This is a genomic window from Streptosporangium longisporum, assembly GCF_039534895.1.
GTDB classification, from domain to species: Bacteria; Actinomycetota; Actinomycetes; order Streptosporangiales; family Streptosporangiaceae; genus Streptosporangium; species Streptosporangium longisporum.
Genome location: NZ_BAAAWD010000014.1, coordinates 104,505 through 129,569, shown reverse-complemented (window position 1 = coordinate 129,569; position 25,065 = coordinate 104,505). Strand labels below are relative to the sequence as shown.

Genomic DNA, 25,065 nt, shown 5'->3' with positions numbered 1-25,065 from the left:
TCAGGCCCCCGCCGGCCGGGCGCCCCAGAACTCGTCGACCTCGTACTGGTCGCGGCTGTGCAGCCAGGACTCGGCGATGAGGCCGTCCCGCACGGTCATGACGTGCGCGAGGTTGTTCTCCAGCGGGACGTCCACGCCGGGACGGGTGGCGGTGTACGTGGCCAGGGCGACCGCCTGCTCGTCGTCGGCGAGGACGCGGTGGACGGTCAGCGTGAGCGTCCCCTCGGTGACGGCCGAGGCGTGGGCGACGAATCCAATGACCGCGTCGCGGCCCTCGTAGTCGCCGGTGTTGGCGCCTCGCCCGGGGACGTGCAGGACCGAGTCCGGGGTGAGCGCGCCGCGCGCCGCCTCCAGGTCGCCCCTGCCGAGTGCGGCGTAGAAGTCCCGGACGACCCGGGCGTTGGCGGTGACCGCGGTGTTCATGATCGGACCTCCCGAATGTATTTCGACGTGGAAATACTTGCACCGATCTATTTCGATGTCAAAATAGTGGCATGACGGAAGAGGCCGCAGATCCGGTACGGCGCATGGTCGAGCAGTGGGCCGCCCGGCGGCCCGACGTGGATCCGGGGCCCATGGCGCTGTTCGGCAGGCTGACCAGGGTCGAGAGGCAGGCCGGTGCCGCGATCGCCGCGGTGCTGCACCCGTACGGGCTCAACCGGGGGGAGTTCGACGTGCTCGCCACCCTCTACCGGGGAGGCGGGGAGCTGTCGCCGGGCGAGCTGGCGCCGGCGCTGCTGCTCTCACCGGCGGCGGTCACCAACCGCATCGACCGGCTGGAACGATCGGGCCACCTGCGACGGGACCCCGACCCGCAGGACGGGCGGGGCGTCCGCGTCCGGCTCACCGACACCGGGCGGGAACTGCTGGAGAAGGCGCTGGCCGACCACGTGGCCGGTCTGGCGAGGCTGGCCGCCGGGATCACCGAGGCCGAGCGCGCCCGGCTGGACGCGCTGCTGGAGAAGCTGGCCGGGAGCATGGAGGGCTGACGGGACGGCCACCGGGCCGCCCCGCCACTCCGTGTCCCCGGCCGCGGACGTCGCCGGCCGCGAACGTCCCTGACGGTGAACGTCCGGCCGCGGACGTCAACGGCCGCGACTACGGGGTCAGCCGCGGCGCCACTTCTGGTTGGCGCCGCCGAGGCAGTCCCACTGCTGCAGTTCCGTGCCGTTGCCGCCCCAGCTCGTGACGTCCACGCACTTGTTGGACTGCGGGTTGACCAGGTCGCCGGCCGCGCTCAGGACGAACTGCTGGGCGGGGTTGCCGCTGCAGTTGGCGAGCTGGATGGCGGCGCCGTTGGCGGTGGAGCCCCAGGCCACGTCCATGCACATGCCCATGGCCCGCACGGTGCCGTCACCGGGGAAGGTCCAGCTCTGGGCGGGGGTGGTGTTGCAGTCCCACACCCGCAGGCGCTTGCCGTCGGCGGGGATGCCGTCGGGGATGTCGATGCACCTGTCCTGCCAGCCGATGAGCCGGCTGCCGCCCCCGCCGCCGGTGGTGGTCAGGGTCAGCCCGTACACGCTCAGGATCTCGTTGAGCGGCTGGTAGAAGGTGTGGCCGCCGTTGGAGCAGTTGCCGGCGCCGCCGGAGGTCACGCCCTGGGCCTGGTCACCGGTGATGTAGGCGCCGCCCGAGTCGCCGCCCTCGGCGCAGGCGCTGGTCTGGGTGAGCCCGTGCACCAGGGAGCCGGAGTAGTTGACGGTCACGTTCTTGGCCTGGACGACGCCGCAGCGCCAGCCGGTGGTCCGCCCGGAGCGGCAGATCGAGGCGCCGACCACGGCCTCCTGGGAACCGGCCACCGGCACGCTGCCGCCGCCGTAGTTGTTCACCCACGGGCGGGGCGTCCAGTTGCCGTTGGTGCGCACCCAGGCGTAGTCGTTGCCCGGGAACGACGAGCCCGCGAAGGTGCCCTGGGAGACGTTGTTGTACCCGAGGGTGGGGCTGCCCGTGCCGCCGCAGTGCCCGGCCGTGACGAAGCCGCCGTTGTTGACGGAGAAGCCCACCGAGCACAGCGTGTTGCCGTTGATGACGTACTGGTCGCCGCCGCGGATGTCGTAGAGGGTCCTGGGCGCCTCGCTGACGGCGACGCGCACCGCGCCGGCGTCGACGGCACCGGCCTTGACGAAGCGCTCGGCGGCCGAACGCCCGGCCGCCGAGACCACCACGGTGTTCGCGGCCACGTCCACGTACCAGGTGTGCACGTCCTTGCCCGCGCGGTGGGCGGCGCGGTCGAGCGCGTCCTTGGTGGCGGTCAGCTGCCGCTCGCTGCGCGGCACGGGCACCGGCACCGCGCCGGCGGCACGGACCACGGCGGCGTCGGCGTCGTTCACGACACCGACGGCCAGCCGTGCCTCACCGGGGGCGAACCAGGCACCGGCGAACCGGTCGGCCAGGCCGGCGCGGAGCCGCCGCTCCACCACGGAGGCCGCGGCCTCGTGCGCCTGGCGGACGCGGACCTCGGTGGCGGTCAGCCCGAGGTCGCGCTGCAGCGCCTGCTCGGCGGTGGCCGCCCTGGACGGGTCGGGGCCGGGTTCGGGCACCGTGACGGCCTGCGCCGGCACGGGCGGGAGGACGAGCGCGGCGGCGAGTACCGCCACGCCGGTCAGCATGCTGAATCTCACGACGGGTCCTTCGAGTGGGGGGTGGACGAGGCGTGAGAGCGCTCTCAGGAAAGAAACTTTTCATTTCTTACAGATGAAGTCAATAAGGGTCGGGGGTGGAATGCGATCAGCGCACGGCCCGCCCGGGTCCGCCGGATCGGCCGGTCCCGTCGTGATGCAGCACTATGGAGGGGTGGACGACCTCGACGACGTACTGCACGCGGTGGGCCCCCGGCTGCGGTCGTTACGGCAGAGCAGGGGGGTCACCCTCGCCCAGCTCTCCACGACGACCGGGATCTCGGTGAGCACGCTCTCGCGGCTGGAGGCCGGGCAGCGCAGACCGACGCTGGAGCTGCTGCTGCCGCTGGCGCGGGCCCACCAGGTGCCGCTCGACGAGCTGGTCGGCGCGCCCGTGACGGGTGACCCGCGGGTCCACCCGCGTCCCTTCCAGCGGCACGGCATGACGTTCATCCCGCTGACGCGCCGCCCCGGAGGCCTGCAGGCCTACAAGATGGTGGTCCCGGTGAACTGGCCCTCGCACGAGCCGGAACTCCAGGTCCACGAGGGGTACGAGTGGATGTACCTGTTGTCCGGCAGGCTGCGGCTGCGGCTCAACGACCGGGACGTGCTGCTCACCGCCGGGGAGGTGGCCGAGTTCGACACCCGGATCCCGCACTTCTTCGCCAACCCCGGGCCCGGGGTGGCCGAGATGCTCAGCCTGTTCGGGCCCCAGGGCGAACGGGTGCACGTCAGGGCCCGCCCGCGGGGGGACGCCCACTGAGGGGCGGCCGGCCCGCCGCCCGGCCGGTCGCGGTCCCGCTCGTCCTGCCGGTTCCGGTGCCCGTGATGGCCCCGCCGGACCCATCGATCCCCGGGGTCGTCGGGGTCGTCGGGGTCGCCGGGGCCGCCGCGTGCTCGCCGGAGCGCAGCGCGCTCACCAGGACGCCGGGGGTGTCGGTGAAGAGGCGGATCACGGTCGCCTCGGCGAGCCCTCCGAGCGGGCGGACGACGGTGACCGGCTCGCTCAGCTCGACGACCACGTTGGTCTGCGACCCCACCGCCAGGCCCAGCCGGCCGTCCTGCACGGTGACCATTCCGCTCTCGTTGTAGCAGGGGGAGACCCGTACCGAGGAGATCAGGACGCGCGGGACGCGCAGGTCGAGATAGGCGCCGTAGCGCAGGCGCAGTTCGGCGGGGGTCACCACGTGCGGCCGGGTCACGCAGGCGGCGGCGAACGCCAGCGCGTACACGATCCCGGACAGGTCGATCACCAGCACCGCGAGGCGCGGTGCGGTGGGGACGCCTGTCGAGAGCAGCACCAGGTCCACCACGGCGGTCTCCACGGCCATCGCGAAGACCAGCAGCAGCAGCGTCCAGGACTGTCCCCCGGAGTAGGGCACGGCGACGGCTCCGGGTGGCACGCCGTCGCGGCGGCGCGCGGCCCAGAGCACGAGGCTCACCGCGCCCTTCAGCTCGAACCCCACGATCCGGCGCACCGGTGAGGGCACCAGTCCCTCCACGGTGGCCCGCAGCGCCTTCCGCCGGTCCGCGCCGGCCCGCCGTCCGGCCCGGAACAGCCGGTAGGCGACCGTCGCCTCCAGGACGAGCACCGCCGCCACCGCCACCTCGGCCCCGACCAGCAGCGGAACGGGCAGGGAGACCCCGGCCACGAGCAGGACCACCAGCAGCAGTTCCGCGGGGAGCACGGCGAACATCGCGGCACGCGCGATCCGGAGCATCATGCCCCCTCCCTCAGCATGGCCACGACCAGCCGGAACGTCTCGACCTGCGCGGGGGGCAGCATGTCGCCCATCGCCTCCGTCCATGCCTCTGCCTCCGGGTTCTCCAGCTCCGCGAGCATCGTCTCGGCCATCTCCGCGGGCAGGTGCGCGACCAGGTCGGCCGCGAGCACGGCCACCCGGGGGTCGCCGGGGTCGGCGTCGGCCAGCTCGTCGAGCCGCGCGTACAGGGCGTGCCCGCGCGCGAGCGCCTCGGGTTCGGTGAGCGGCCGGAGCAGGTCGAACATCCGGGCGCGGCCGGCCGGGTCGGTCGCGGTGTCCATCAGCGCCAGCAGCTCGCGGTCGGCCGCGGCGAACGCCGAGCCCTCGACGGACAGGTCGCGCAGCACCGACGCCATCTGCGGGGAGACCGCCGAGTCGGGGTGCGGGTCCGCCTCCGCGAGCAGCGCGGCCAGCCGTTCCCGCCGGGCGCCGATCGCCCGCTGCTGCGCGGCCAGGTCGGCGTCCAGTTCCTCCAGCACCTCGCGCAGCTCCCGGCCCCGGTCGTCGGCCAGCACGTCGCGGATCTCGTCCAGCGACAGGCCCAGCTCGGCCAGCCGCCGCACGCGGGCCAGGACGACCGCGTCGCGCAGCCGGTAGGTCCGGTAGCCGTTGGCCCGGCGTACCGGCTCGGGAAGGAGTCCCAGGTGGTGGTAGTGGCGCACCGTCCGGGTGGACACCCCGGCCAGCGCGGCGAGCTCGCCGATCCTCATGCCCTCATTAGAAACGTTGACGTCGCGGCAAGGTCAACCGCGCCCGCGCCGGTACGCCCGCCTAGGACGCGCGACGGCCCTGGCACGGGACGGCCGGACACGGTACGGCCCCGGGCGTACGAGGGCCCGGTCCGTGAGGACCCGGTGTGCGAGGGACGTGCGACGCCCGGGACGCGCGACGGCCGGGACGCGCGACGGGGCGCGGTCCCGGCCGGGGGGTCAGGGGTTCACGTGAGGGCCGGACGGCCCGGGAGGAGGTCGAGGGGACGGACGCCCGTGGAAGGGGTCAGAGATCGTGGTTCTCGATCGCCTGCTTCAGGGCGGCCTGCGTCGCCTGGTGGGAGGCGACCCCGTTCGCGATGGCGAAGTCGATCATGGAGGTGTCCGCCTCGAAGGTGAGGTACTCGGTGACCTCGGTCCTCGTACCGGACAGCCTCGTGAAGACGATCTTCTGGTGGGTGACGACGCCCGGGAACGTCCAGCTGTCCGTCTCGTAGTAGTGGCCCTGGTAGTTGACGCGCTGCTGGGCGTGCGTGTTGATGGTGACGGTCGTGCCCTCGTAGGGGATCTCCTCGACGGCGGTCAGGTCGATGTGGCGCTCGGCCCCCACGAACCGGTCCCTGTGGGTGACGACCCGCTTCAGGAAGGAGTGCTTGCCGATGTGGTTCTCGAAGTCGATGTACGCCGGGAACACCCGGGAGATCGGGGCGTCGATCGTGATGGAGATGCTGTCCTCGGCCCGGCTCCGGCCCGAGCCCGGTGCGGGCGGCGTGTTCTCGTAGAACCGGTGGGTGTCCCACGCGGCCTGCCATTCGGCGGCGAGCTGGGCGTCGCCCACCGGGGTGTCGGCGCGGGCGGGGCCGGAGAGAGCGGTGAGGACGAGGACGGCGGCGAACAGCTGGGCCGCAAGAAGTCGGAGGTGCTTCTTCACGTATACCCCAAGAAGAGACAGTAGTTACAAACGATCTTTTATCGCATGTTGTCGTGATCTACCGATTTTTTGGGGTTAAGAAGCAGAAATCTTTACGGCGCGGCCTCGGGTCGCCACGGCTCTCCGTCCGTCTCCGGCCCACCGGCCCGGTCCGACACACCCGGTCCGACACACCCGGTCCGACACACCCGGTCCGATCAGGGCCGGGCCCCACCGGGACCGGGCTCGACCGCGAACGGGCCGGGCCGAGTCGGGGATCCGGCGGGTCAGGAGCGTTCCTGCCGGGGCAGGACCACCTCCCGGACGATGAGCAGGACCGCGGCGACGATCGGGATGCCGAGCAGCGCGCCCAGCACGCCCAGCAGCGCGCCGCCTAGCAGGGCTCCGACGATCGTGGCCAGCGGTGGCACGTCGACCGAGCTCTTCATCACGGCCGGCGCGATCCAGTAGTTCTCGATCTGCTGGTAGATCGTGAAGAAGACCAGGCAGACGATGCCGACGGTCGGGGAGACGAAGAAGCCCACCAGGGAGGCGACGCCCGCGCCGATGAAGGCGCCGACCAGCGGGATGAGGTCGGTGAGCGCCACGATCAGGGAGAGCGCCAGGGCGTAGGGGACCTTCATGATGCTCAGGAAGATGAAGGTCGTGACACCCGCGATGAGCGAGATGATCAGGTTTCCGGCGACGTACCCGCCGATGCTGTCGATGATCTGGTCGCCCAGCAGGGCCGCGCGGTTGCGGCGGGTCCGGGGGAACAGCCGGTAGGCCATCCGCTTGAGCGACTTGAGCGAGCCCAGGAAGTACAGCGTCAGCACCAGGACCGTCAGCGAGTTGAAGACCGCGCCGATGACGACCGACCCGATGCCGAGCACGCCGCCGAACATCTGGGTGCCGAAGGCCCCGCTCGTGACGTACTGCTGGAGCTTCTCCAGGATCTGGAAGCGCTGGTCCAGGTCGCGGATGAGCGGGTTGTTCTGCAGCTCCTGGACGTACTGCGGGAGTTCGGCGACGAACTGGGTGGACTGGGTGGTCAGCGGGGGGACGATGGCCAGCCCGACGACCACGAAGACCAGGATGACGCCCAGGAAGACGACGGTGATGGCACCCGACCGCGGGACCCGGCGCCGCTGGAGGAACTCGACCGCCGGGTTCAGGCCGATGGCCAGGAAGAGCGAGACGATGATGAGGATCAGCACCGAGCTCACCGTCACCACCGCCTGCACCAGCCACCAGGCGGTGAGCACGCCCAGGGCGGCGGTGAAGCCGAACACGAACGGGTTGCCGCTCATCGAGCGTCCGGGACGGCCGAACGGCAGCGCCGGGGAGACGCCGGCCGGAGCCTCCGGGGGCACGACCCTGTCCGGGGCGACGGCCGCGGCCCTGCCGGGGGGCGCGGGCGGGACACCGGGCAGCACGAGGGGCCCCGCGGACGTCAGGATCGGTTCCGGGGCCGCCGTGACGGTCTCCGGCACGGCCGCCCCCGCGGGCGCACCCGCTACGGCGCTCCCGTCCGGTACGACGTTCTCGGCCGGTACGGCGTTCTCGGCGGGCGCGGCGGAGCGGGCGGGGGCCTCCGGTCCCGTCGGCGGGACACCGGAGGCGGGCGGGGAGGATGCCGACGGGCCGCGGCCGCCGGAAGTGGACTCGGACACCCCTGGCCACTGCCCGTTCACGCGAGAGATAGTCGGCCTTCCCGACAGGCCCTCGCCCTGGTCGTCGCCATGACCACCGTCGTGGTCGTCGCACGGACCGTGACCGCCGTCGTACAGCCGCCCCGGCCGACGCCCCGGCCGCCGTCGTGGTCGTCGCAAGGCCGGGGATCGCGGGACGGCCGGGCCCGCGGGTCAGGTCATGTTGACGTACTGGCGGGGCCGCAGGGCGTGGCCGCGCAGGGCGGCCAGGGCGGCGGAGCGACCGGCCGCGGTGAGGCGGCCCCCGGCCCGCAGCCCGAAGGCGTCCAGGCGTTTGCCTAGCTCGTTGAGCGAGGCGTCGACCTCCGCGGTCTGCCACTCCGCGCAGTCGATCACCGCGGCGACGTGGTCGCGGTCGGCCGGGGCGCCGTCGGCGAGCAGCATCAGCGCCACCTCCCTGGCCGAGGCGCGGAAGCCGTTCTCCCCGGACTCGGGGGCGAGCAGCGCGGCGGTGACGGTCTCCCAGAGCAGGTCGGCGTCGCCCAGCAGGCGCTCGCCCGCCTGGGTGGTCACCAGGCGCCTGCCGGTCCGCCGCAGCGCGCCCATCTGGTCCTGGGCCACCTCGCGGACGGCCGCCAGCTCGGCGCCGCTCCAGGGGCTCTCCGCGAGCACGGAACGGGCCAGGTTGTGCCGCTGGGTCAGCGGGACGCCGCCGGTCCGCCGGCCGGCCTCCAGCAGCCAGCGCAGCGCGTCCAGGTGGGCCTCCCGCGGCGCCGGGATGGGGGCGTGCAGCCGTACCTCGAAGGGCTGGGCGAGCTCGCGCCAGGCGGTGCCCCGGCCCAGCACCCAGCGGTTGAGCCGCTCGCCCTGGACGCGGTGGAGCCAGTTGTCGCCGCCCAGCTCGGGACGGGGCGCGGTGAGCCAGCGGCTGGTGAGCCGACGGCGCCCCTCGGCGGAGGGCAGGGACTCGCCGGGGTCGGGGACGAGCTCGCCGGAGACGATGGCCAGCTCCAGCGCGGCCGAGCAGGCGCCGTGCGCGCCCAGCTCCTCCGGGCCCATGATCGAGCTCCACCGCAGCTCGGGAACGTCGGGCGGGAGCACGCCGGTGGCGTCCAGGGCGCTCTGGTAGGCGGCCGTACCGGCGTCCTCGCCCAGCCGGGCGTAGGTGCGCAGGATGTGGGTGGTCGTGGACGAGGAGCAGAGCGCGGCGTAGCGCTCCAGGCCGCCCAGCCGCAGCAGGCGGCCCAGCGCCCGGGCGATCGCGACGCGGTCCCCGGTGACCTTGCAGGGCAGGGTGTACCAGAGGAACTCGCACACGTTGAGCTGGGTGATCGTCTCCAGCGGCTCGCCGCCGGTGAGCCAGTCGATCGCGCTGCGGGCGTGCTCGGCGGAGGCGGGCTCGGAACGCTCCAGCTCGGACAGGAGCGCGGCCACGTCCGGTGCAGGCATGCCTCGAAGTCTGCCGTATACGGGCCTGCTCTGACGATGAACGTGACGTAATGGATCCTGCACGGCGCCTACCCTAAGAAATGTCTTCCAAGTGGCTCATATCCGGGCTCTCAGATCCAGCCCTTCTTGAAGAGCATTCGTGAACTCCACTCGGCGTACGGGATGAGCTCGCCGGTGAGCACCGGGTACAGCCACCAGAAGTTGACCAGCGCCAGCAGGGCGAAGGCGCCCACGACCGCGGCGCCGACCATCCGCCGGACCGGGGTGGCGCTCACCGGGCCCAGGATCAGCCCGGCCGCGAGCACGATCGCCAGGATCATGAAGGGCACCATGGGGATCGCGTAGAACAGGAACATGGTCCGGTTGTCGGCGATCGCCCAGTAGAACCAGGGCAGCCAGCCCGCGGCGTAGGCGAGCAGGACGGCTCCGGCGCGCCAGTCGCGGGTGGCGACGTACCAGGCGATCATGGCGACGAGCGCGGCCAGGCCGCCGTACCAGATGACCGGGGTGCCGACGCCGAGCACGGCCTGCGAGCAGCTGTCGGCGCCGCAGGAGCCCTTGGGGCTCTCGTAGAAGAACGCGACCGGGCGCAGCAGCAGCGGCCAGGTCCACGGTTCGGACTGGTAGTTGTGCGGGGTCGCCAGCCCGGTGTGGAAGCCCAGCACCTGGACGTGGTAGCTCAGCCAGGAGCGCAGCGAGTCGAAGACGAAGAAGCCCGGCCCCTGGGAGGTGGCCTGTGCCCAGTTGCGGCCCCAGCCGCCCGCGGAGGCGAACCAGCCTGCCCAGGAGACGACGTAGGTCAGGACGGGGAGCAGTCCCAGGGACAGGATCGCTCCGGTGAGGTCTTTGTGGATCATGCCGGTGTAGGGGCGGCGCAGGCCGACGGCGCGGCGGGCTCCGGCGTCCCAGGCCAGGGTCAGGACGGTGAAGGCGATCAGGAAGAAGACTCCCGACCATTTGACCGCGCAGGCCGCGCCCAGGCACAGGCCGGCGGCGATGCGCCAGGGGCGCGGGCCCAGGTGGGGGCCGCGATCGGAGAGGGGGGAGTTTTCGTACCAGTCGACCAGGCGGGTGCGGGCGTGGTCGCGGTCGGCGACCAGGCAGGCGAAGCCGGCCAGGACCCAGAACATCAAGAAGATGTCCAGCAGCGCGGTGCGGGAGAGCACCAGGTGCAGGCCCTCGACCGCGAGCAGCAGCCCGGCCAGGCAGCCCAGCATGGTCGAGCGGGTCATCCTGCGCGCGGTACGGGCCAGGATCAGGATCGAGGCCACCCCGACCACCGCGGCGGCGAAGCGCCAGCCGAACGGGGTCATCCCGAACAGCTGCTCACCGGCACCGATCATCCACTTGCCCAGCGGAGGATGCACCACGTAGGAGGCGCACTTGTCGACCTCGGCCGGCGCGCACTGCTGCCAGATGCCGGTGCCGCCACCCATGATGATCTTGTCGGCGTCCTTGACCACGTTGTGCTCGGCGCCGAAGGTGGTCAGCGCCAGGGCGTCCTTGGCGTAGTAGGTCTCGTCGAACATGACCGCGTGCGGGTGGCCGAGGTTGACAAACCGCAGGATCGCGCCGAACGCCGCGATGAGCAACGGGCCCAGCCAGCCCCACAGGGCGCCGTCGGGCATCGGCGGCACCAGCCGGTCGCGCAGGGAGATCGTCGGCCCCGCGGGGGGCTTCGACTCCGGCTGATCTGACGCCTGGTCGGTGAAGTCGGTCACGGCCACCCGGACATCGTACGGGGACCTCGCCTTCATCAGCCCAGGAAATGCCTCCTACAGGTCTAATTAGGGAATTTCTCCCCAGGCAGGGGGTCCATCCGGAATGCGGGAGGATGGAACGGTGACGGAAAACGGCAGGCTTGTGCTGGCAGGAGCTCCGATCGGGCAGGCCGGGGACGTCTCGCCGCGGCTGCGCCAGGCGCTGGAGAGCGCCGACGTGGTGGCGGCCGAGGACACCCGGCGGCTGCGGAGGCTGGCCGGGGAGATCGGCGCGGAGATCGGCGGGCGGGTCGTGTCCTACTACGACGCCAACGAGGCCGGCCGGGCCGCCGAGCTCCTCGCGGCGCTCCAGGAGGGCAGGACGGTCCTGGTCATCACGGACGCGGGCATGCCCGGCGTCTCCGACCCCGGCTACCGGCTGACCCACCTGGCGGTGGAGGCCGGGATCACGGTCACCTCGCTGCCCGGCCCGTCCGCGGTGACCACGGCGCTGGCCGTCTCCGGGCTGCCCAGCGACCGGTTCTGCTTCGAGGGCTTCCCGCCGCGCAAGTCCGGTGAGCGCTCCCGGCGGCTCGCGGCGCTCGCGGCCGAGGAGCGCACCATGGTGTTCTTCGAGGCGCCGCACCGGCTGCACGCCGCGCTGGCGGCGATGGCGGAGGCGTTCGGCGCGGACCGGCGGGCCGCGGTCTGCCGCGAGCTGACCAAGACCTACGAGGAGGTACGGCGGGGCGGGCTCGGCGAGCTGGCCGAATGGGCGGCCGGCGGGGTGAAGGGGGAGATCACCGTGGTCGTCGCCGGGTACGTCCGGGCGGCGCTGCCACCGGTGATCGGGGACCTGGTCGAGGAGGTCGCGCGACGCGAGGAGACGGGGACGCCGAGGAAACAGGCGATCGTGGACGTGGCCAAGGCGGCGGGGATCCCCAAACGCGATCTCTATGACGCTGTCCATCGAGGCTGATTCATCATCATAATTCCCTAAATGGGAGTAATGCGGGATCGCCTCGTGCCGCCTGTGCCGGAGAACACCCCCTGGGGCTGGCTGGGGCCGTTGCTGGTCGCGGCCCTCGGGGGCGTCCTGCGGTTCACCGGCCTGGGACGGCCGCACGCGGTCGTCTTCGACGAGACCTACTACGTCAAGGACGCCTGGGCACTGATCCACCACGGCGTGGAACGGGCCTCGCTCGGCACGGTGAAGGACCCCGTCGCCGACCGGATGATCATCGCGGGGCAGACCGACTTCCTGGTGAAGTGCGCCCCGCCGGAGGCCGATCCCTGCCCGCTGTACGTGGCCCATCCTCCGCTGGGCAAGTGGATGATCGGTGCCGGTGAGCAGCTGTTCGGGATGACCCCGTTCGGCTGGCGCTTCGCCGCCGCGGTGGTCGGGGTGGCCTCGATCCTGATCCTGGCCCGTACCGCGCGCAGGATGACCCGCTCGACCATGCTGGGCTGCCTGGCCGGGCTGCTGCTCGCGGTCGAGGGCCTGCACCTGGTGCTCTCCCGCACCGCGCTGCTGGACATCTTCTTGATGTTCTGGGTCCTGGCCGGCTTCGCCTGCCTGGTCGCCGACCGCGACCACGCCCGCACCCGCCTGGTCGACTGGTACGAAAACTCCCCCCTCTCCGATCGCGGCCCCCACCTGGGCCCGCGCCCCTGGCGCATCGCCGCCGGCCTGTGCCTGGGCGCGGCCTGCGCGGTCAAATGGTCGGGAGTCTTCTTCCTGATCGCCTTCACCGTCCTGACCCTGGCCTGGGACGCCGGAGCCCGCCGCGCCGTCGGCCTGCGCCGCCCCTACACCGGCATGATCCACAAAGACCTCACCGGAGCGATCCTGTCCCTGGGACTGCTCCCCGTCCTGACCTACGTCGTCTCCTGGGCAGGCTGGTTCGCCTCCGCGGGCGGCTGGGGCCGCAACTGGGCACAGGCCACCTCCCAGGGGCCGGGCTTCTTCGTCTTCGACTCGCTGCGCTCCTGGCTGAGCTACCACGTCCAGGTGCTGGGCTACCACACCGGGCTGGAGGACCCGCATCCCTACCAGTCGGCCCCGTGGACCTGGCCCCTGCTGTCCCGGCCGGTCGCGTTCCACTACCAGACACCCAAGGGACGGTGCGGCACCGGCGACTGCGCCGAGGCCGTGCTCGGCGTCGGCACCCCGGTCATCTGGTACGCCGGGCTGGCCGCGCTCGTCGCCATGATCGCCTGGTACGTCGCCACCCGCGACTGGCGCGCCGGAGCCGTCCTGCTCGCCTACGCCGCGGGCTGGCTGCCCTGGTTCTACTACGCCCTGGCCGACAACCGGACCATGTACCTGTTCTACGCGATCACCATGGTGCCGTTCATGATCCTCGCGCTGACCATGGCCGCCGGGCTGGTCATCGGCCGGGCCGGCGCCACGCCCAACCGCAGGGCGATCGGCGCCGCGGTCGTGGGCGCCTTCACCCTGCTGGCGCTGGTCAACCTCTGGTGGCTGTACCCGGTGCTGGTGGCCGAGGTCGTCCCGCACTCGCAGTGGTGGGCGCGGATGATGTTCCGCGGCTGGGTGTGACGGAACGGGGACGGGGACGCGGGTCCCGCGAGGACCGGTCGCGCGGGAGCGTCACGCGGGGTCCGGGGTGCCGGGCCCGGCCGGTTCCGGCGTGACCGCCGCGGTGGCGGGCGAGGCGGTGACGGGGGCGGCAGGGGCGGCGGGCCGGGAGAACCCGCGGCGCAGCGTGATCGCCGCGGCCATGCAGGCCAGCGGCACCGCGGGCAGCAAGTAGCGGTAGTCGAACTCGGCGGTCGCCGCCGGGGCCAGGATGAGCCCGAACGCGGCCAGCCACGGCAGCAGCACGGCCCCGCCCAGCGTGCGCCAGCGCACCACCACCCCGGCCAGGCCGACCAGCAGCAGCGCGCCGATCACGATGCCGGGCAGCCGGACGACCCGCTGGTAGCCCTGCATGAACGTGGCCCAGGGATCGTTGAGCTCGGTGCCGATCACGCGCGGCTTGTCCTGGATCGCCGCGACCCGCAGGCCGGGGTCGTACGCGCGCGCGTCGGTGTCGGTGCTGCCCCGGTAGGACGACCAGACCGGCAGGACCTTGATCGTCGGCGGGAACTCGTACTGCAGGTAGGTCACGGCGTCGGGGAAGCGCGGCCGGCCCCAGTGGAAGGCGCGGAAGAAGTCGCCGGCCACGATGCCGAGGTAGTCCAGCGGCTGGGACAGGATGGCCCGCTGGGCGAACGCGCCCGCGGTCTTGTTCATCTCCGGGGTGAACGTGCTGCCCACCCCGAAGGCGTGGAAGCGCTGGCCGTTCTGCGCCCACCACAGGTACTTCTGCCCGGAGAAGTGGCGCTCGCTCGGCGGCGCGCTGATGCACAGCAGCGCCAGGTCCAGCTCCTCGCGCGGGTCGATCCCCATCTTCGTGCAGTCGGCGAACAGCGACGTCCGCATGTAGAGGATCGCGCCGTCGCTGTTGGTCATCGCGAAGTTGCCGTGCGCCGAGGCGAACCAGGCCATGTAGCCGACCACCGGAAGAGCGCACGCGGTGATCATCGCCGCGATCGTCCTCCAGGCCGTGCGCTTGACCAGCAGGTAGACCACGACCAGCGCGAGGATCGGCAGGCCGATCGACCGGGTCAGGGCGGTCAGGGCCAGCATCAGCCCGATCACCGCGCCGAGCCGCCAGGACATCCGCCGGTGCCAGAGCACCAGCGTGATCACGCCCACGACCAGCAGCATGAACATCACGTCGGACATGATCAGGTGTTCGAGCTGGATCTGGTACGCGTCGAACAGCACCGGCACCGCGGCCAGCGTCGCCCCCCAGGCGGGCAGCCCGAACCTGCCGCGCAGCAGGGTGTAGATCAGGACCGCGACGCCCAGGCCCATCAGGTGCTGCAGGAAGGCCACCAGCGCGAAGCTGTGCAGCGGCCTCAGCAGCAACAGCAGGAAGGAGTAGCCGTTCGGGCGCAGGGCGCTGGGACGGCTCGGGTTGACGGCCCCCGAGACGTACTCGTAGGAGTCGTTGAACCACAGGGCCGGGCCGTAGCCGAGCATGGTGACCACGCGCAGCAGGAACGCCAGCGCGAGGACGGCCGCGAAGAGCCGATGCCGGTGCAGGAAGGCTCGCAGGCGGGCACCCCGCCCAGGCGGGGGGGCGTCCAGGCGAGGGCGGTCGGTGACGGTCACCATGCATTACAGGATGCCAGCCGTTTCGGGGAGTTGACCCGGGCACCCGGCCGCAGAGGGCATCATGGTGAGATTGAGCTGTGCCGTGAGTGAAGGGTTGAGACGTGGAACTTACCGTGGTCATGCCTTGTCTGAACGAGGCGGAGACCGTGGAGACCTGCGTACGCAAGGCGCTCGCCTGCATGCGGGAACACGGGATCGACGGGGAGGTCCTGATCGCCGACAACGGCAGCACGGACGGCTCCCAGCAAATCGCGCGCGAGGCCGGTGCCCGCGTCGTGCACGTCGACGCCAAGGGGTACGGCAACGCGCTGATGGGCGGCATCCGCGCCGCCCGGGGCCGTTACGTGATCATGGGCGACGCCGACGACTCCTACGACTTCACCGCGCTGCTGCCGTTCGTCGAGCAGCTCCGCGACGGTGCCGACCTGGTCATGGGCAACCGGTTCAAGGGCGGCATCGCGCCGGGCGCCATGCCCCCGCTGCACCGCTACCTGGGCAACCCGGTGCTCTCCTTCATCGGCCGGTTGTTCTTCCCCAGCGCGATCGGCGACTTCCACTGCGGCCTGCGCGGTTTCCGGCGCGACGCCATCCTGCGGCTCGGCCTGCAGACCGGCGGCATGGAGTTCGCCAGCGAGATGGTGGTCCGCTCCACCCTGTCCGGGCTGGACGTGCGCGAGGTGCCCACCACGCTCTCGCCGGACGGGCGCTCCCGCCCGCCGCACCTGCGCTCCTGGCGGGACGGCTGGCGCCACCTGCGCTTCCTGCTGCTCTACAGCCCGCGCTGGCTGTTCTTCATCCCCGGCCTGGTCGTGATGACCCTCGGCCTGGTCGCGGGCGCCGCGCTGACCTTCGGGCCGGTCTACATCGGCAAGCTCGCCTTCGACGTCGACACCCTGGTCGGTGCCTCCGCCATGGTGGTGATCGGCTTCCAGGCGGTGCTGTTCGCCCTGTTCGCCAAGGTGTACGCGGCCGAGGAGGGCTTCCTGCCGGAGAGCCCCCGGGTGCGCAAGCTCGTCGACATCGTCTCCCTGGAGAAGGGGCTCGTGGTCGGCGGCCTGCTGGCCCTGGCGGGCCTGGCGGGCCTGGTCGCCTCGCTGGTCCACTGGCAGACGCGCAGCTTCGGCCCGCTGATCCCCTCGGAGTCGCTGCGCCTCGTCGTGCCCTCGGCCACCGCGCTGATCGTGAGCTTCCAGACGATCTTCGCGGCCCTGTTCATCAGCATCCTCGGCATCCGCCGTACCAAGGAGACGCCCATCGACGTGGCCGCCTCCGCGGCCGAGGAGGCCGCCGAGGCCGTCAGCCGGGCCGCGGCGGGCGACCCGGCCGACGTCCCGGTGAGCGTGGGCGGGCCCCAGACGCCGCTGGACGCCTCCGCGGCCGGTGCCGTGGGCACCGCCGACGTCCCCGCGGCAGCGGTGCCGGTGGCGGGCGTCACGGCGGACCACAAGACCGCCGACGGGCGGGTGGGCGAGGAAACCTGAGCGAGGTCCGAGCCCGCGTCCCTTAGGCTTGACACCATGTCCCAGCACATCCTGACCGCGGTCGCCTGGCCCTATGCCAACGGCCCTCGCCACATCGGGCACGTCTCCGGATTCGGCGTGCCGTCCGACGTCTTCAGCCGCTACCAGCGGATGGCGGGCAACAAGGTCCTCATGGTGAGCGGGACCGACGAGCACGGCACCCCGATCCAGGTGCAGGCCGACAAGGAAGGCCTCACCGCCCGCGAGCTCGCGGACCGCTACAACCGGGTGATCGTCGAGGATCTCCAGGCGCTGGGTCTCTCCTACGACCTGTTCACCCGGACCACCACGGAGAACCACTACGCGGTGGCGCAGGAGATCTTCAAGGGACTCCACGCCAACGGCTACATCTTCCCGCAGACCACCATGGGCGCCATCTCGCCCTCCACCGGGCGCACCCTGCCCGACCGTTACATCGAGGGCACCTGCCCGATCTGCGGCTACGACGGCGCCCGCGGCGACCAGTGCGACAACTGCGGCAACCAGCTCGACCCGGTCCAGCTGATCAACCCGGTCAGCAAGGTCAACGGCGAGACGCCGGTCTTCGTGGAGACCGAGCACTTCATGCTGGACCTGCCCGCGTTCGCCGAGGTGCTGGCGTCGTGGCTGAGCTCCAAGGAGGGCGACTGGCGGCCCAACGTGCTGAAGTTCGCCCTCAACATGCTCGGCGACATGCACCCCCGGGCGATCAGCCGCGACCTCGACTGGGGCGTGCCGATCCCGCTGGAGGGCTGGAGCGATCAGGCCAACAAGCGGCTCTACGTCTGGTTCGACGCGGTCGTGGGCTACCTGAGCGCCTCCATCGAGTGGGCCCGCCGCTCCGGTGACCCCGAGGCGTGGCGCGCGTGGTGGCAGGACCCCGAGGCCCTGGGGTACTACTTCATGGGCAAGGACAACATCGTCTTCCACGCGGAGATCTGGCCGGCGATGCTGCTCGGCTACAACGGCCAGGCCGCCCGCGGGGGCGAGCCGGGCTCGCTCGGCGCGCTGAACCTGCCCTCCGAGGTGGTCTCCAGCGAGTTCCTGACCATGGAGGGACGCAAGTTCTCCTCCTCCCGCCAGGTCGTCATCTACGTGCGCGACTTCCTGGAGCGCTACGACGCCGACGCGCTGCGCTACTACATCGCGGTGGCCGGTCCTGAGAACCAGGACACCGACTTCACCTGGTCGGAGTTCCTCAACCGCAACAACGGCGAGCTGGTGGCCGCCTGGGGCAACCTGGTGAACCGGTCGATCTCGATGGCCGCCAAGAACTTCGGGGTCATCCCCGAGGCGGGCGAGTTCACCCCGGCCGACCGGACGATGCTGGAGCGCAGCCGCGGGGCCTTCCCCAAGGCCGCGGCCGAGTTCCAGCACTGCCGGTTCAAGAACGCGACGAACGAGGCGTTCGAGGTCATCCGGGAGGCCAACAGGTACCTGGCCGAGCAGGAGCCCTGGAAGATCAAGGACAACCCCGAGCGGGTGAAGACCATCCTGCACGTGGCGCTGCAGGTGGTGGACGACGCCAAGACCCTGCTGACCCCGGTGCTGCCCAACTCGTCGAACAAGATCTACGCGATGCTCGGCGGCACCGGCGTCTGGTCGGGCATGCCGGAGATCCACGAGGTCACCGACGACGACGGCCGGACCTACCCGATCATCACCGGGTCCTACGAGGGGGCCGCGCGCTGGGAGTCGATGCCGATCCGGGTGGGCTCCCCCCTGGCCCCTCCCACCCCGCTGTTCGCCAAGCTCGACCCGAAGATCGTCGACGAGGAGCTGGCCCGCCTGGCGGAGTGACGGCCGGGCCCGTGCCCGTCGCGACGGCCCGTGCCCGCGGGTGCGGGCCGTCGCGGTGGCCGGGGCCCGGCGCGGGCCGTACCGGCTTCTCGGTAGGTTGGACGACGTGAGCGCCACGAAGCTTCCCGCCGCCCCCGAACCCCTGCCGGTAGAGGTGTTCGACAGCCACTGCCACCTGGACATCATGGTGGGCGACCGCCGGGCGTCCTCGGGGGACCCGGTCGCCCAGGCGGCGCAGGCGGCCCGGGTCGGGGTCGAGGGCATCCTGGACGAGGCCCGCGCCGTCGGGGTGAGCCGGCTGGTCACGATCGGCTACGACCTGCCCTCCTCGCGCTGGAACGCCGAGACGGCGGCGCTGCACGCCGACGTCTACGCCGGGGTGGCCGTCCACCCCAACGAGGCGCACTCCGCGACGCCGGAGACCCTCGCCGAGATCGAGGAGCTGGCCCGCCTGCCGCACGTCAGGGCGGTGGGCGAGACCGGGCTCGACTACTACCGCGACTGGGCCTCCAAGGAGGACCAGCACGCGAGCTTCCGGGCGCACATCGAGATCGCCAGGCGGACCGGCAAGGCCCTGGTGATCCACGACCGCGAGGCCCACGACGACGTGCTGCGCGTGCTGGCCGAGCAGGGTGCCCCCGAGATCGTGGTCTTCCACAGCTTCTCCGGGGACGCCCAGATGGCGAAGCGGTGCGTCGCCGCCGGGTACTTCATGTCGTTCTCCGGGCCGGTCACCTACAAGAACGCCGGGTACCTGCGCGAGGCCGCGCGGGTCGCGCCCGCGGAGCTCGTCCTCGTCGAGACCGACGCCCCCTACCTGCCTCCCACGCCGCACCGGGGCAAGCCCAACGCCCCCTACCTCATCCCGCTCACGCTGCGCTGCCTCGCCGAGGTCAAGGGGATGGACGTCGCCGACCTCGCCGCCGCCGTCAACGCCAACGGGGAGACCGTCTTCGGCGCCTGGTGAGCGTCCGTCCCGGAGCCGGGGCGGTACGGAAAGCGCGGGAGGCGTGGAAGCGGGTCAGCCCACGCCGGCACCGAACTCGACGGGAACGGCGCCGTCGAGGAGCGGGACCCTGCCGGTTCCCGGAGCGAGCACGACCCCCTCGGCGTCGTTACGGCCCAGCAGGACGACCGCCCCCGAGCCTCCCCGGTCGGGGGCGCCGACGACCAGCCGGTTGCCGCTGAAGCCCACCGACCAGCCGAAGTGGTCACCGGCCCCGCTCTGGGAGATCGTGCGACCCGGCGTCCCGTCGCCCACCGTCATCAGGTGCACGCCGCCACGCCGGTCGGTGCCGTCGAAGGGCACGCCCACGGCCAGCCGGACGCCTCCCTCGGCGGTGAGGGCCAGCGAGGAGCCGTACCCCTCCCCGGGGGCGGCTCCGGTGTCCTGGTGGAAGGTGGCCGAGGCGGTGATCTCCAGGGAGCTCGACGCCTGGAAGAGCTGGACGATGCCGGAGTTCTGCACCCCGTCGGCGTCGCCGAGCGGGGCTCCCACCGCCAGGTAGCCGACGTCGCCCTGCTCGGCGTAGGCCATCGCGTACCCGAACCGGTCGCCCGCCTCCGCGGCGACGACCTGGCGCAGGTCCCATTTCCTGCTCCGGTACTCGTCCCGCTCCCGGCCCACGTCGAAGACGACCGCGATCGACCCCGAGTCGAGCTTGCCCTCGCCCGTCTGCTGTCCCGCGCCGTCGTCGTTCTCGAACGGGGCCCCGACCGCGAGGTCGAGGTCGCCCGGCTCGCCGCCCATCTTGCCGATCGCCAGCGACCAGCCGAACATGTCCCCGTCCTCGCCGTTGCCCGAGACGCCCTCGGTCTGCTGGGAGATCCTCCTGCCCGTGCCGGGTGCGGAGGCGTCGAACAGGTAGGCCGCGCCGGAGTCGGCCACGCCGTCGGCGTCCTCGTGCGGGGCGCCCACCGCCACCAGCGTCGCGCCGGAGGTCAGGGACCAGCCGAAGTGCGCGTCGGCCTCGGGCTCGGGGGCCACCAGCCGGGCCGTCCCGCCCTGCGGGCCGCCGCGGACCACGTAGACCGCTCCCGCGTCCTTGACGCCCTCCACGTCCGTGTACGGCGCGCCGATCAGCAGGTCGGCACAGCCGTCGGCGTCGAGTTCGGCCAGCCGTACCGACCAGCCGAAACCGTCCCCGGCCCCGGGCCGGGGCGCGGCCAGGGTCCTGCCGTCTTTTTCGCGGCCGGACAGCACGTGCACGGCCCCGGCGCCCGCGAGCCCGCCGGGGTGGTCGGCGAACGGGTCGCCCACCGCGACGTCGTCCACGCCGTCGCCGTCGAAGTCGCCCGTGCCCGTCCCGGAGCAGGCCGAGGCGGCGTTCAGGGGGGTCCGGGCGGCCAGGGGAGCCCCGGCGGGCCACAGGGCGACCGCGGTCGCGGCCAGGACGGCGAGCAGCGGCCTCACGAGAGCCTCACCTCTGTTCTGTTGCCTCCCTCGACGATCACGCCGGTCAGCCTGGCGGGCCTGCGGGAGGGCGGCAGGTCGTACACGAGGACGCCGTCCGCCCGGGTTCCCGGGGGGAGGGTGGACGGCGGCACGGTCGAGACTGCGGCGGGCGAATGGGTCGCGCCGCGGTCGTCGAGGACGATGGGCGGGGCACCGTCGAGCGTGACCGGCGTCCCGCCGGTGTTGACCAGCGTCCACGGGATCGTGCAGAAGTGCCCGCGGGCCGGGGAGGTCTCCCGGTACGAGGTCAGGCCGCAGGTCGGGGAACGCGGGATGATCAACCGGAGACCCTCGACGGGGGAGCCGACGGCGATGCTGCGGCCCACGTCGGTGGCGCCGGTACCGGCGAGGTTGCCGGTCCGCGCGCTCGTCGGCCCGCCGTCCGATCCGGTGCCGTCCGATCCGGTGCCGTCCGATCCGGCGCCCGGCCCGCCGGTGTTCAGCAGCACGACGATCGTGACGAGCAGTGCCGCGAGCGCGGCCAGCCCGGCGAAGAGCCAGCGCTTGCGGGGAGCGGTCCTGGCGGACTCCTCCTCCCGGGCGGGCGGCTGCTCCCGGGCGGGCGGCGCGGGTGGCCCGGCCTCGGAGGGGGGACGCGGCCGGAACCCCTGGAACCCCTGCGACGACGGGGACGACGGCGACGACGGCGACGACGGCGGCAGGGTTGTGGCCCTCCGGCTCTCCTCGCGGTCCTCGCCCCGGTCGGGCAGGGGGGTGGTGAACGAGCGCGAGCGCGAGGGCGAGGTCGCGGGATCGGCTCCCGGCGGGAAGGACGACGGCGATACGAACGGGGGGAAGGGGCCGGGGGAGGGGCGTGCGGGCGCCTCGGGGGAGCCGGAACGCGAGCCGGCCACCGATGCCGGGTCCGTCCACGTGCCCGGGTCCGTCCGTGTCCCCGGATCCGTCCGCGTCCCCGGGCCTCCCGGGGTCTCGAAGGTCCCCGATCTGCCGGGGGCTCCCGCCGTTCCGGTGATCTCCCTGGTCGGCGCGGGATCGGCGGAGTCCACCGAGGGTGCCGAGGGCGACGAGGCCGTCGACACCGGGGGCGGTGCCGGGGGCGGTGTCGCGGGGTCGGCCGGACGTGCCGGTCCGCGTCCCCGCGACCCGGTGGGAACGGGGGTCGGCGCCGTGGCCGGATCGTCGAACCCCTCGGCCAGGTTCAGCGCGCTGAGGGTCTGGGTGGAGTCGGGCTCCACGTTCGAGGGCGGCCGCCACGACTCGCTCAGCAGGTCGGTGGCGATCAGGGTCGGCGGGTCGGCCGGGAGCGGGACCGGCGCCGAGGGAGCGGCGATCTGGCCCCCCACCAGGGCGATCAGCAGGTCCTGGGCGCTGGGCCGCCGGTAGGGGTCCATCGCGGTCGCCAGCCGGACCAGGTCGTTCAGCGGGGCCGGGAGCGCCCCCAGGTCCGGTGGGGTGGTGAGCAGCCGGGTCGCCATCGTCATCAGGTCGCCCCGCCCGTAGGGGTGGCGGCCGTTGCCCGCGTACGCGACCATGCAGCCCCAGGCGAAGACGTCGGCGGCCGGGGTGATCTCCAGGCCGCGGACCTGCTCGGGGGCCCACCAGCCCGGGCTGCCGAGCACCTCACCGGAACGGGTGAAGCTGTGCGTGGAGTCCAGTGCCCTGGCGATGCCGAAGTCGATCACCCGGGGGCCGGACATGGACAGGATCACGTTGGCCGGCTTGAGGTCCCGGTGGACCAGCCCGGCGACGTGGATGGCGGCCAGTGCCGCGGCCACCCCCAGCGCCACGCCGTGCAGCGTCCCGGCCTCCAGCGCGCCGTGCTCGGAGATCTGGCGGGAGAGCGGCGTGCCCGGGATGTACTCGGTGACCATGTACGGCCGGCCGTCGTCGGCGGTGCCGTTGTCCAGCACCTGCGCGGTGCAGAAGGAGGCCACCCGGCGGGCGTTCTCCACCTCCGCGTGGAAGCGGGAGGCGAAGCCCTCCTCGATCGCGAACTCGGCCTTCACCACCTTGAGCGCGACCGGCCGTCCCGCGGGGGCCACCGCCAGGTAGACGGTTCCCATTCCGCCCTCGCCCAGGCGGCCGAGAAGGCGGTAGCTCCCGATCTGCTCGGGATCGGCGGGGCGCAGCCCTTCGACACCGGGCTGGTTCACGTCCTCTTCACCGGGAAGGGTCCCTTCCTCGCCGTTGGTCCCGAGTAGGGCAACGTTATCCACAACGGAACCCCTCGTGCTCCATCACGCGTTCTTGCACGGGCTTCGGTGCGGGAAACTTGTCGGATGGCATTGGAGAGCGACCTTGGGTGATCGAGACGGACGACGGGGAGAGCACGGTGGTCCGGCGGGTGCCGGATCCGTGGCGCCGTGCGGGGAACCAGCATGAGCCTCCTCGGTCCAGCGGAAATACGTACTTTGGCGGATACGCTGAATATTCGCCCCACGAAGAAGCTCGGCCAGAACTTCGTGATCGACGGGGGCACGGTCCGAAAGATCGTGCGGGTCGCCGGGCTCGATCCCGACGACGTCGTCATCGAGGTCGGCCCGGGGCTGGGATCGCTCACGCTCGCGCTGCTCCCCGAGGTCCGCCGGGTCATCGCGGTGGAGATCGACCCCGTCCTCGCCCGGCAGCTGCCGCTGACCGTCGGCGGGCACGCGCCCGAGCTGGCCGACCGCCTGACCGTGGTGCTCGCCGACGCCATGCGCGTGCTGCCCGCGGACCTGCCCGCGGAGCGGCCGACCGCGTTGGTGGCCAACCTGCCCTACAACGTGTCCGTTCCTGTGGTGCTGCACCTGCTGGAGACGCAGCCCTCGCTGCGCAAGGTCCTGATCATGGTTCAGGCCGAGGTCGCCGACCGGCTGGCCGCCGCACCCGGCTCCAAGGTCTACGGCATCCCCTCGGTCAAGGCCGCCTGGTACGCCGACGTGCGCCGGGCCGGTCCGGTGGGCCGTACGGTCTTCTGGCCGGTTCCCAACGTCGACTCCGGCCTGGTCGCGATGACCCGGCGGGAGCCGCCCAGCACGGTGGCCACCCGCGAGGAGGTCTTCGCGGTGGTGGACGCGGCCTTCGCGCAGCGCCGCAAGACACTGCGCGCCGCCCTGGCCTCCTGGGCGGGCGGCGCCCCCGCCGCCGAGCGGGCGCTGCGGGCGGCCGGGATCGACCCGTCCGCGCGCGGCGAGCAGCTCACCGTGGAAGACTTCGCGCGGATCGCCGAGAACCGCGACACCGGTGCGGGTGGCGGTGCCGGTGCGGGTGCGGGTGCCGGTGATGGTGGCGCTGGTGACGACGCGGCCGATGGTGATCCGTCTGGATCATCCTCTTGATGACCGTACATAGTGTGATTTGTCGATCCGTCTGCGTGAGCGCGGAAGGAGCCCGTTACGATTTGTCGTCGTGACCAGTGAGCGAGCCTCCGTGAGGGACGCATGAACTCCGTGACCGTCCGCGTGCCCGCGAAGGTCAACCTGCAGCTCGCCGTCGGGCCGCTGCGGGACGACGGCTACCACGACCTCGTCAACGTCTTCCACGCCGTCTCGATCTTCGACGAGGTCACGGCCACCGCGGAGACCGGGATGAGCGTCCGGGTGGAGGGCGAGTCCGCCGACCAGGTGCCCGAGGACGGCGACAACCTGGCGATCAGGGCAGCCCTCGCGCTGGCCGGTCACGCGGGCCGCTCGTACGGGGTGAACCTGGTCATCCGCAAGGCGATCCCGGTGGCGGGCGGCATGGCCGGAGGCAGCGCCGACGCCGCCGCGGCCCTGGTGGCCTGCAACGAGCTGTGGGGCCTGGGCCTGCCGCTGGAGGACCTGATGGAGATCGCCGCCGACATCGGCAGCGACGTCCCGTTCGCCCTGCTCGGCGGTACGGCCGTCGGCACCGGCAGGGGGGAGCGGCTGACCCCGCTGGAGGTGTCGGGCACCTTCCACTGGGTGTTCGCGCTGGCCGAGGGCGGCCTGTCCACCGCCACGGTCTACGCCGAGTGCGACCGGCTGCGCCAGGCCACCGGCGAGCAGGTCGCCTGGCCCCGCGCCGCGGAGCCGCTGCTGGCCGCGCTCCGCTCCGGGGACGCCGAGGCCCTCGGCGCCGGGCTCAGCAACGACCTGCAGCCCGCCGCGGTGAGGCTCCGCGGCTCCCTGGCCCGCACCCTGGCCGCCGGGCGCGAGCACGGCGCCCTCGGCGCGCTGGTCTCCGGGTCCGGTCCCACCTGCGCCTTCCTGGCCGGGTCGGCGGAGCACGCGGGCGAGCTGGCCGCCTGTCTGAAGGCGGCCGACGTGGCGCGCGACGTGATCACCGCCCACGGTCCCGTCCCCGGCCCGGTGGTGCGATAGGCCGTCCCGGCCCGGTGAGCCGGGCGGCGTCCGC

20 protein-coding genes are annotated in these 25,065 nt (G+C 72.5%); 9 read left to right on the top strand and 11 right to left on the bottom strand.

Features of this window, described 5'->3' with window-relative positions:
- Positions 1-423 (bottom strand): nuclear transport factor 2 family protein, encoded by a 423-nt coding sequence (locus ABD832_RS23965; RefSeq protein WP_344899146.1) that lies wholly within the window; start codon positions 421-423, stop codon positions 1-3.
- 71 nt (positions 424-494) lie between these two features.
- Here ABD832_RS23965 and ABD832_RS23960 point away from each other — a divergent pair, with 71 nt between their 5' ends.
- Positions 495-989 carry a MarR family winged helix-turn-helix transcriptional regulator gene (locus ABD832_RS23960; protein WP_344899144.1) on the top strand — a complete coding sequence of 165 codons (495 nt, stop codon included), beginning with the start codon at positions 495-497 and terminating at the stop codon, positions 987-989.
- A gap of 117 nt (positions 990-1,106) precedes the next feature.
- Here the strand turns inward: ABD832_RS23960 and ABD832_RS23955 are convergent, their stop codons facing one another.
- Positions 1,107-2,621 (bottom strand): ricin-type beta-trefoil lectin domain protein, encoded by a 1,515-nt coding sequence (locus ABD832_RS23955; protein WP_344899142.1) that lies wholly within the window; start codon positions 2,619-2,621, stop codon positions 1,107-1,109.
- 172 nt (positions 2,622-2,793) lie between these two features.
- Here ABD832_RS23955 and ABD832_RS23950 point away from each other — a divergent pair, with 172 nt between their 5' ends.
- Positions 2,794-3,381, top strand: a complete 588-nt coding sequence (locus ABD832_RS23950; RefSeq protein ID WP_344899140.1) for a helix-turn-helix domain-containing protein — start codon at positions 2,794-2,796, stop codon at positions 3,379-3,381.
- On the opposite strand, the gene ABD832_RS23945 is transcribed toward ABD832_RS23950, so the two are convergent.
- The 6 genes from ABD832_RS23945 to ABD832_RS23920 form a co-directional block, all read right to left on the bottom strand.
- Positions 3,350-4,342, bottom strand: coding sequence for a hypothetical protein (locus ABD832_RS23945; RefSeq protein ID WP_344899138.1), 993 nt, complete (start codon positions 4,340-4,342; stop codon positions 3,350-3,352). The two genes, ABD832_RS23950 and ABD832_RS23945, sit on opposite strands and share 32 nt — an antisense overlap.
- A complete protein-coding gene (locus ABD832_RS23940) occupies positions 4,339-5,091 on the bottom strand; it encodes a MerR family transcriptional regulator (RefSeq protein ID WP_344899136.1) in 753 nt (250 codons plus the stop codon). Before ABD832_RS23940 ends, ABD832_RS23945 begins: the two co-directional genes overlap by 4 nt.
- A 286-nt stretch (positions 5,092-5,377) precedes the next feature.
- Positions 5,378-6,022, bottom strand: coding sequence for a hypothetical protein (locus ABD832_RS23935; protein ID WP_344899134.1), 645 nt, complete (start codon positions 6,020-6,022; stop codon positions 5,378-5,380).
- 266 nt (positions 6,023-6,288) lie between these two features.
- Positions 6,289-7,695 carry an AI-2E family transporter gene (locus ABD832_RS23930; protein ID WP_344899132.1) on the bottom strand — a complete coding sequence of 469 codons (1,407 nt, stop codon included), beginning with the start codon at positions 7,693-7,695 and terminating at the stop codon, positions 6,289-6,291.
- A 171-nt stretch (positions 7,696-7,866) separates the two neighbouring features.
- The gene (locus tag ABD832_RS23925) at positions 7,867-9,102 is read right to left on the bottom strand and encodes a hypothetical protein (protein WP_344899130.1); all 1,236 of its coding nucleotides are present in this window, start codon (positions 9,100-9,102) and stop codon (positions 7,867-7,869) included.
- 110 nt (positions 9,103-9,212) lie between these two features.
- A complete protein-coding gene (locus tag ABD832_RS23920; protein WP_344899128.1) occupies positions 9,213-10,859 on the bottom strand; it encodes a dolichyl-phosphate-mannose--protein mannosyltransferase in 1,647 nt (548 codons plus the stop codon).
- Positions 10,860-10,926: 67 nt separating this feature from the next.
- Here ABD832_RS23920 and rsmI point away from each other — a divergent pair, with 67 nt between their 5' ends.
- Together rsmI and ABD832_RS23910 are read left to right on the top strand one after the other, a co-directional pair.
- Entirely contained in the window at positions 10,927-11,781 is an 855-nt protein-coding gene (gene rsmI, locus ABD832_RS23915; protein WP_344899126.1) for a 16S rRNA (cytidine(1402)-2'-O)-methyltransferase, read from the top strand.
- A 45-nt stretch (positions 11,782-11,826) separates the two neighbouring features.
- Positions 11,827-13,365 (top strand): dolichyl-phosphate-mannose--protein mannosyltransferase, encoded by a 1,539-nt coding sequence (locus ABD832_RS23910; protein ID WP_344899124.1) that lies wholly within the window; start codon positions 11,827-11,829, stop codon positions 13,363-13,365.
- A 51-nt stretch (positions 13,366-13,416) separates the two neighbouring features.
- Here ABD832_RS23910 and ABD832_RS23905 read toward each other — a convergent pair whose 3' ends face one another.
- Positions 13,417-14,991: a hypothetical protein gene (locus ABD832_RS23905; RefSeq protein ID WP_344899122.1), complete on the bottom strand. Its 1,575-nt coding sequence runs from the start codon at positions 14,989-14,991 to the stop codon at positions 13,417-13,419.
- A gap of 119 nt (positions 14,992-15,110) precedes the next feature.
- Between ABD832_RS23905 and ABD832_RS23900 the strand changes: the two genes are divergently transcribed.
- The 3 genes from ABD832_RS23900 (at position 15,111) to ABD832_RS23890 (ending at position 19,257) form a co-directional block, all read left to right on the top strand.
- Complete coding sequence (locus tag ABD832_RS23900) at positions 15,111-16,472, top strand: glycosyltransferase (RefSeq protein WP_344899120.1); 1,362 nt, start codon at positions 15,111-15,113, stop codon at positions 16,470-16,472.
- Between the two features lie 36 nt (positions 16,473-16,508).
- Complete coding sequence (gene metG / locus ABD832_RS23895) at positions 16,509-18,290, top strand: methionine--tRNA ligase (protein ID WP_344899118.1); 1,782 nt, start codon at positions 16,509-16,511, stop codon at positions 18,288-18,290.
- 106 nt (positions 18,291-18,396) lie between these two features.
- On the top strand, positions 18,397-19,257 hold the full coding sequence (locus ABD832_RS23890; protein ID WP_344899116.1) for a TatD family hydrolase: 861 nt from the start codon (positions 18,397-18,399) through the stop codon (positions 19,255-19,257).
- 54 nt (positions 19,258-19,311) lie between these two features.
- On the opposite strand, the gene ABD832_RS23885 is transcribed toward ABD832_RS23890, so the two are convergent.
- Both ABD832_RS23885 and ABD832_RS23880 read right to left on the bottom strand, forming a co-directional pair.
- Positions 19,312-20,703 carry a hypothetical protein gene (locus tag ABD832_RS23885; RefSeq protein WP_344899114.1) on the bottom strand — a complete coding sequence of 464 codons (1,392 nt, stop codon included), beginning with the start codon at positions 20,701-20,703 and terminating at the stop codon, positions 19,312-19,314.
- The gene (locus tag ABD832_RS23880; protein ID WP_344899112.1) at positions 20,700-22,859 is read right to left on the bottom strand and encodes a serine/threonine-protein kinase; all 2,160 of its coding nucleotides are present in this window, start codon (positions 22,857-22,859) and stop codon (positions 20,700-20,702) included. The genes ABD832_RS23885 and ABD832_RS23880 overlap by 4 nt, the downstream gene beginning before the upstream one ends.
- Positions 22,860-23,084: 225 nt before the next feature.
- On the opposite strand from ABD832_RS23880, the gene rsmA reads away from it, so the two are divergent.
- Together rsmA and ABD832_RS23870 are read left to right on the top strand one after the other, a co-directional pair.
- A complete protein-coding gene (gene rsmA / locus ABD832_RS23875; RefSeq protein WP_344899110.1) occupies positions 23,085-24,026 on the top strand; it encodes a 16S rRNA (adenine(1518)-N(6)/adenine(1519)-N(6))-dimethyltransferase RsmA in 942 nt (313 codons plus the stop codon).
- A gap of 102 nt (positions 24,027-24,128) precedes the next feature.
- The gene (locus ABD832_RS23870) at positions 24,129-25,031 is read left to right on the top strand and encodes a 4-(cytidine 5'-diphospho)-2-C-methyl-D-erythritol kinase (protein WP_344899108.1); all 903 of its coding nucleotides are present in this window, start codon (positions 24,129-24,131) and stop codon (positions 25,029-25,031) included.
- The last annotated feature ends 34 nt before the right edge of the window (positions 25,032-25,065 follow it).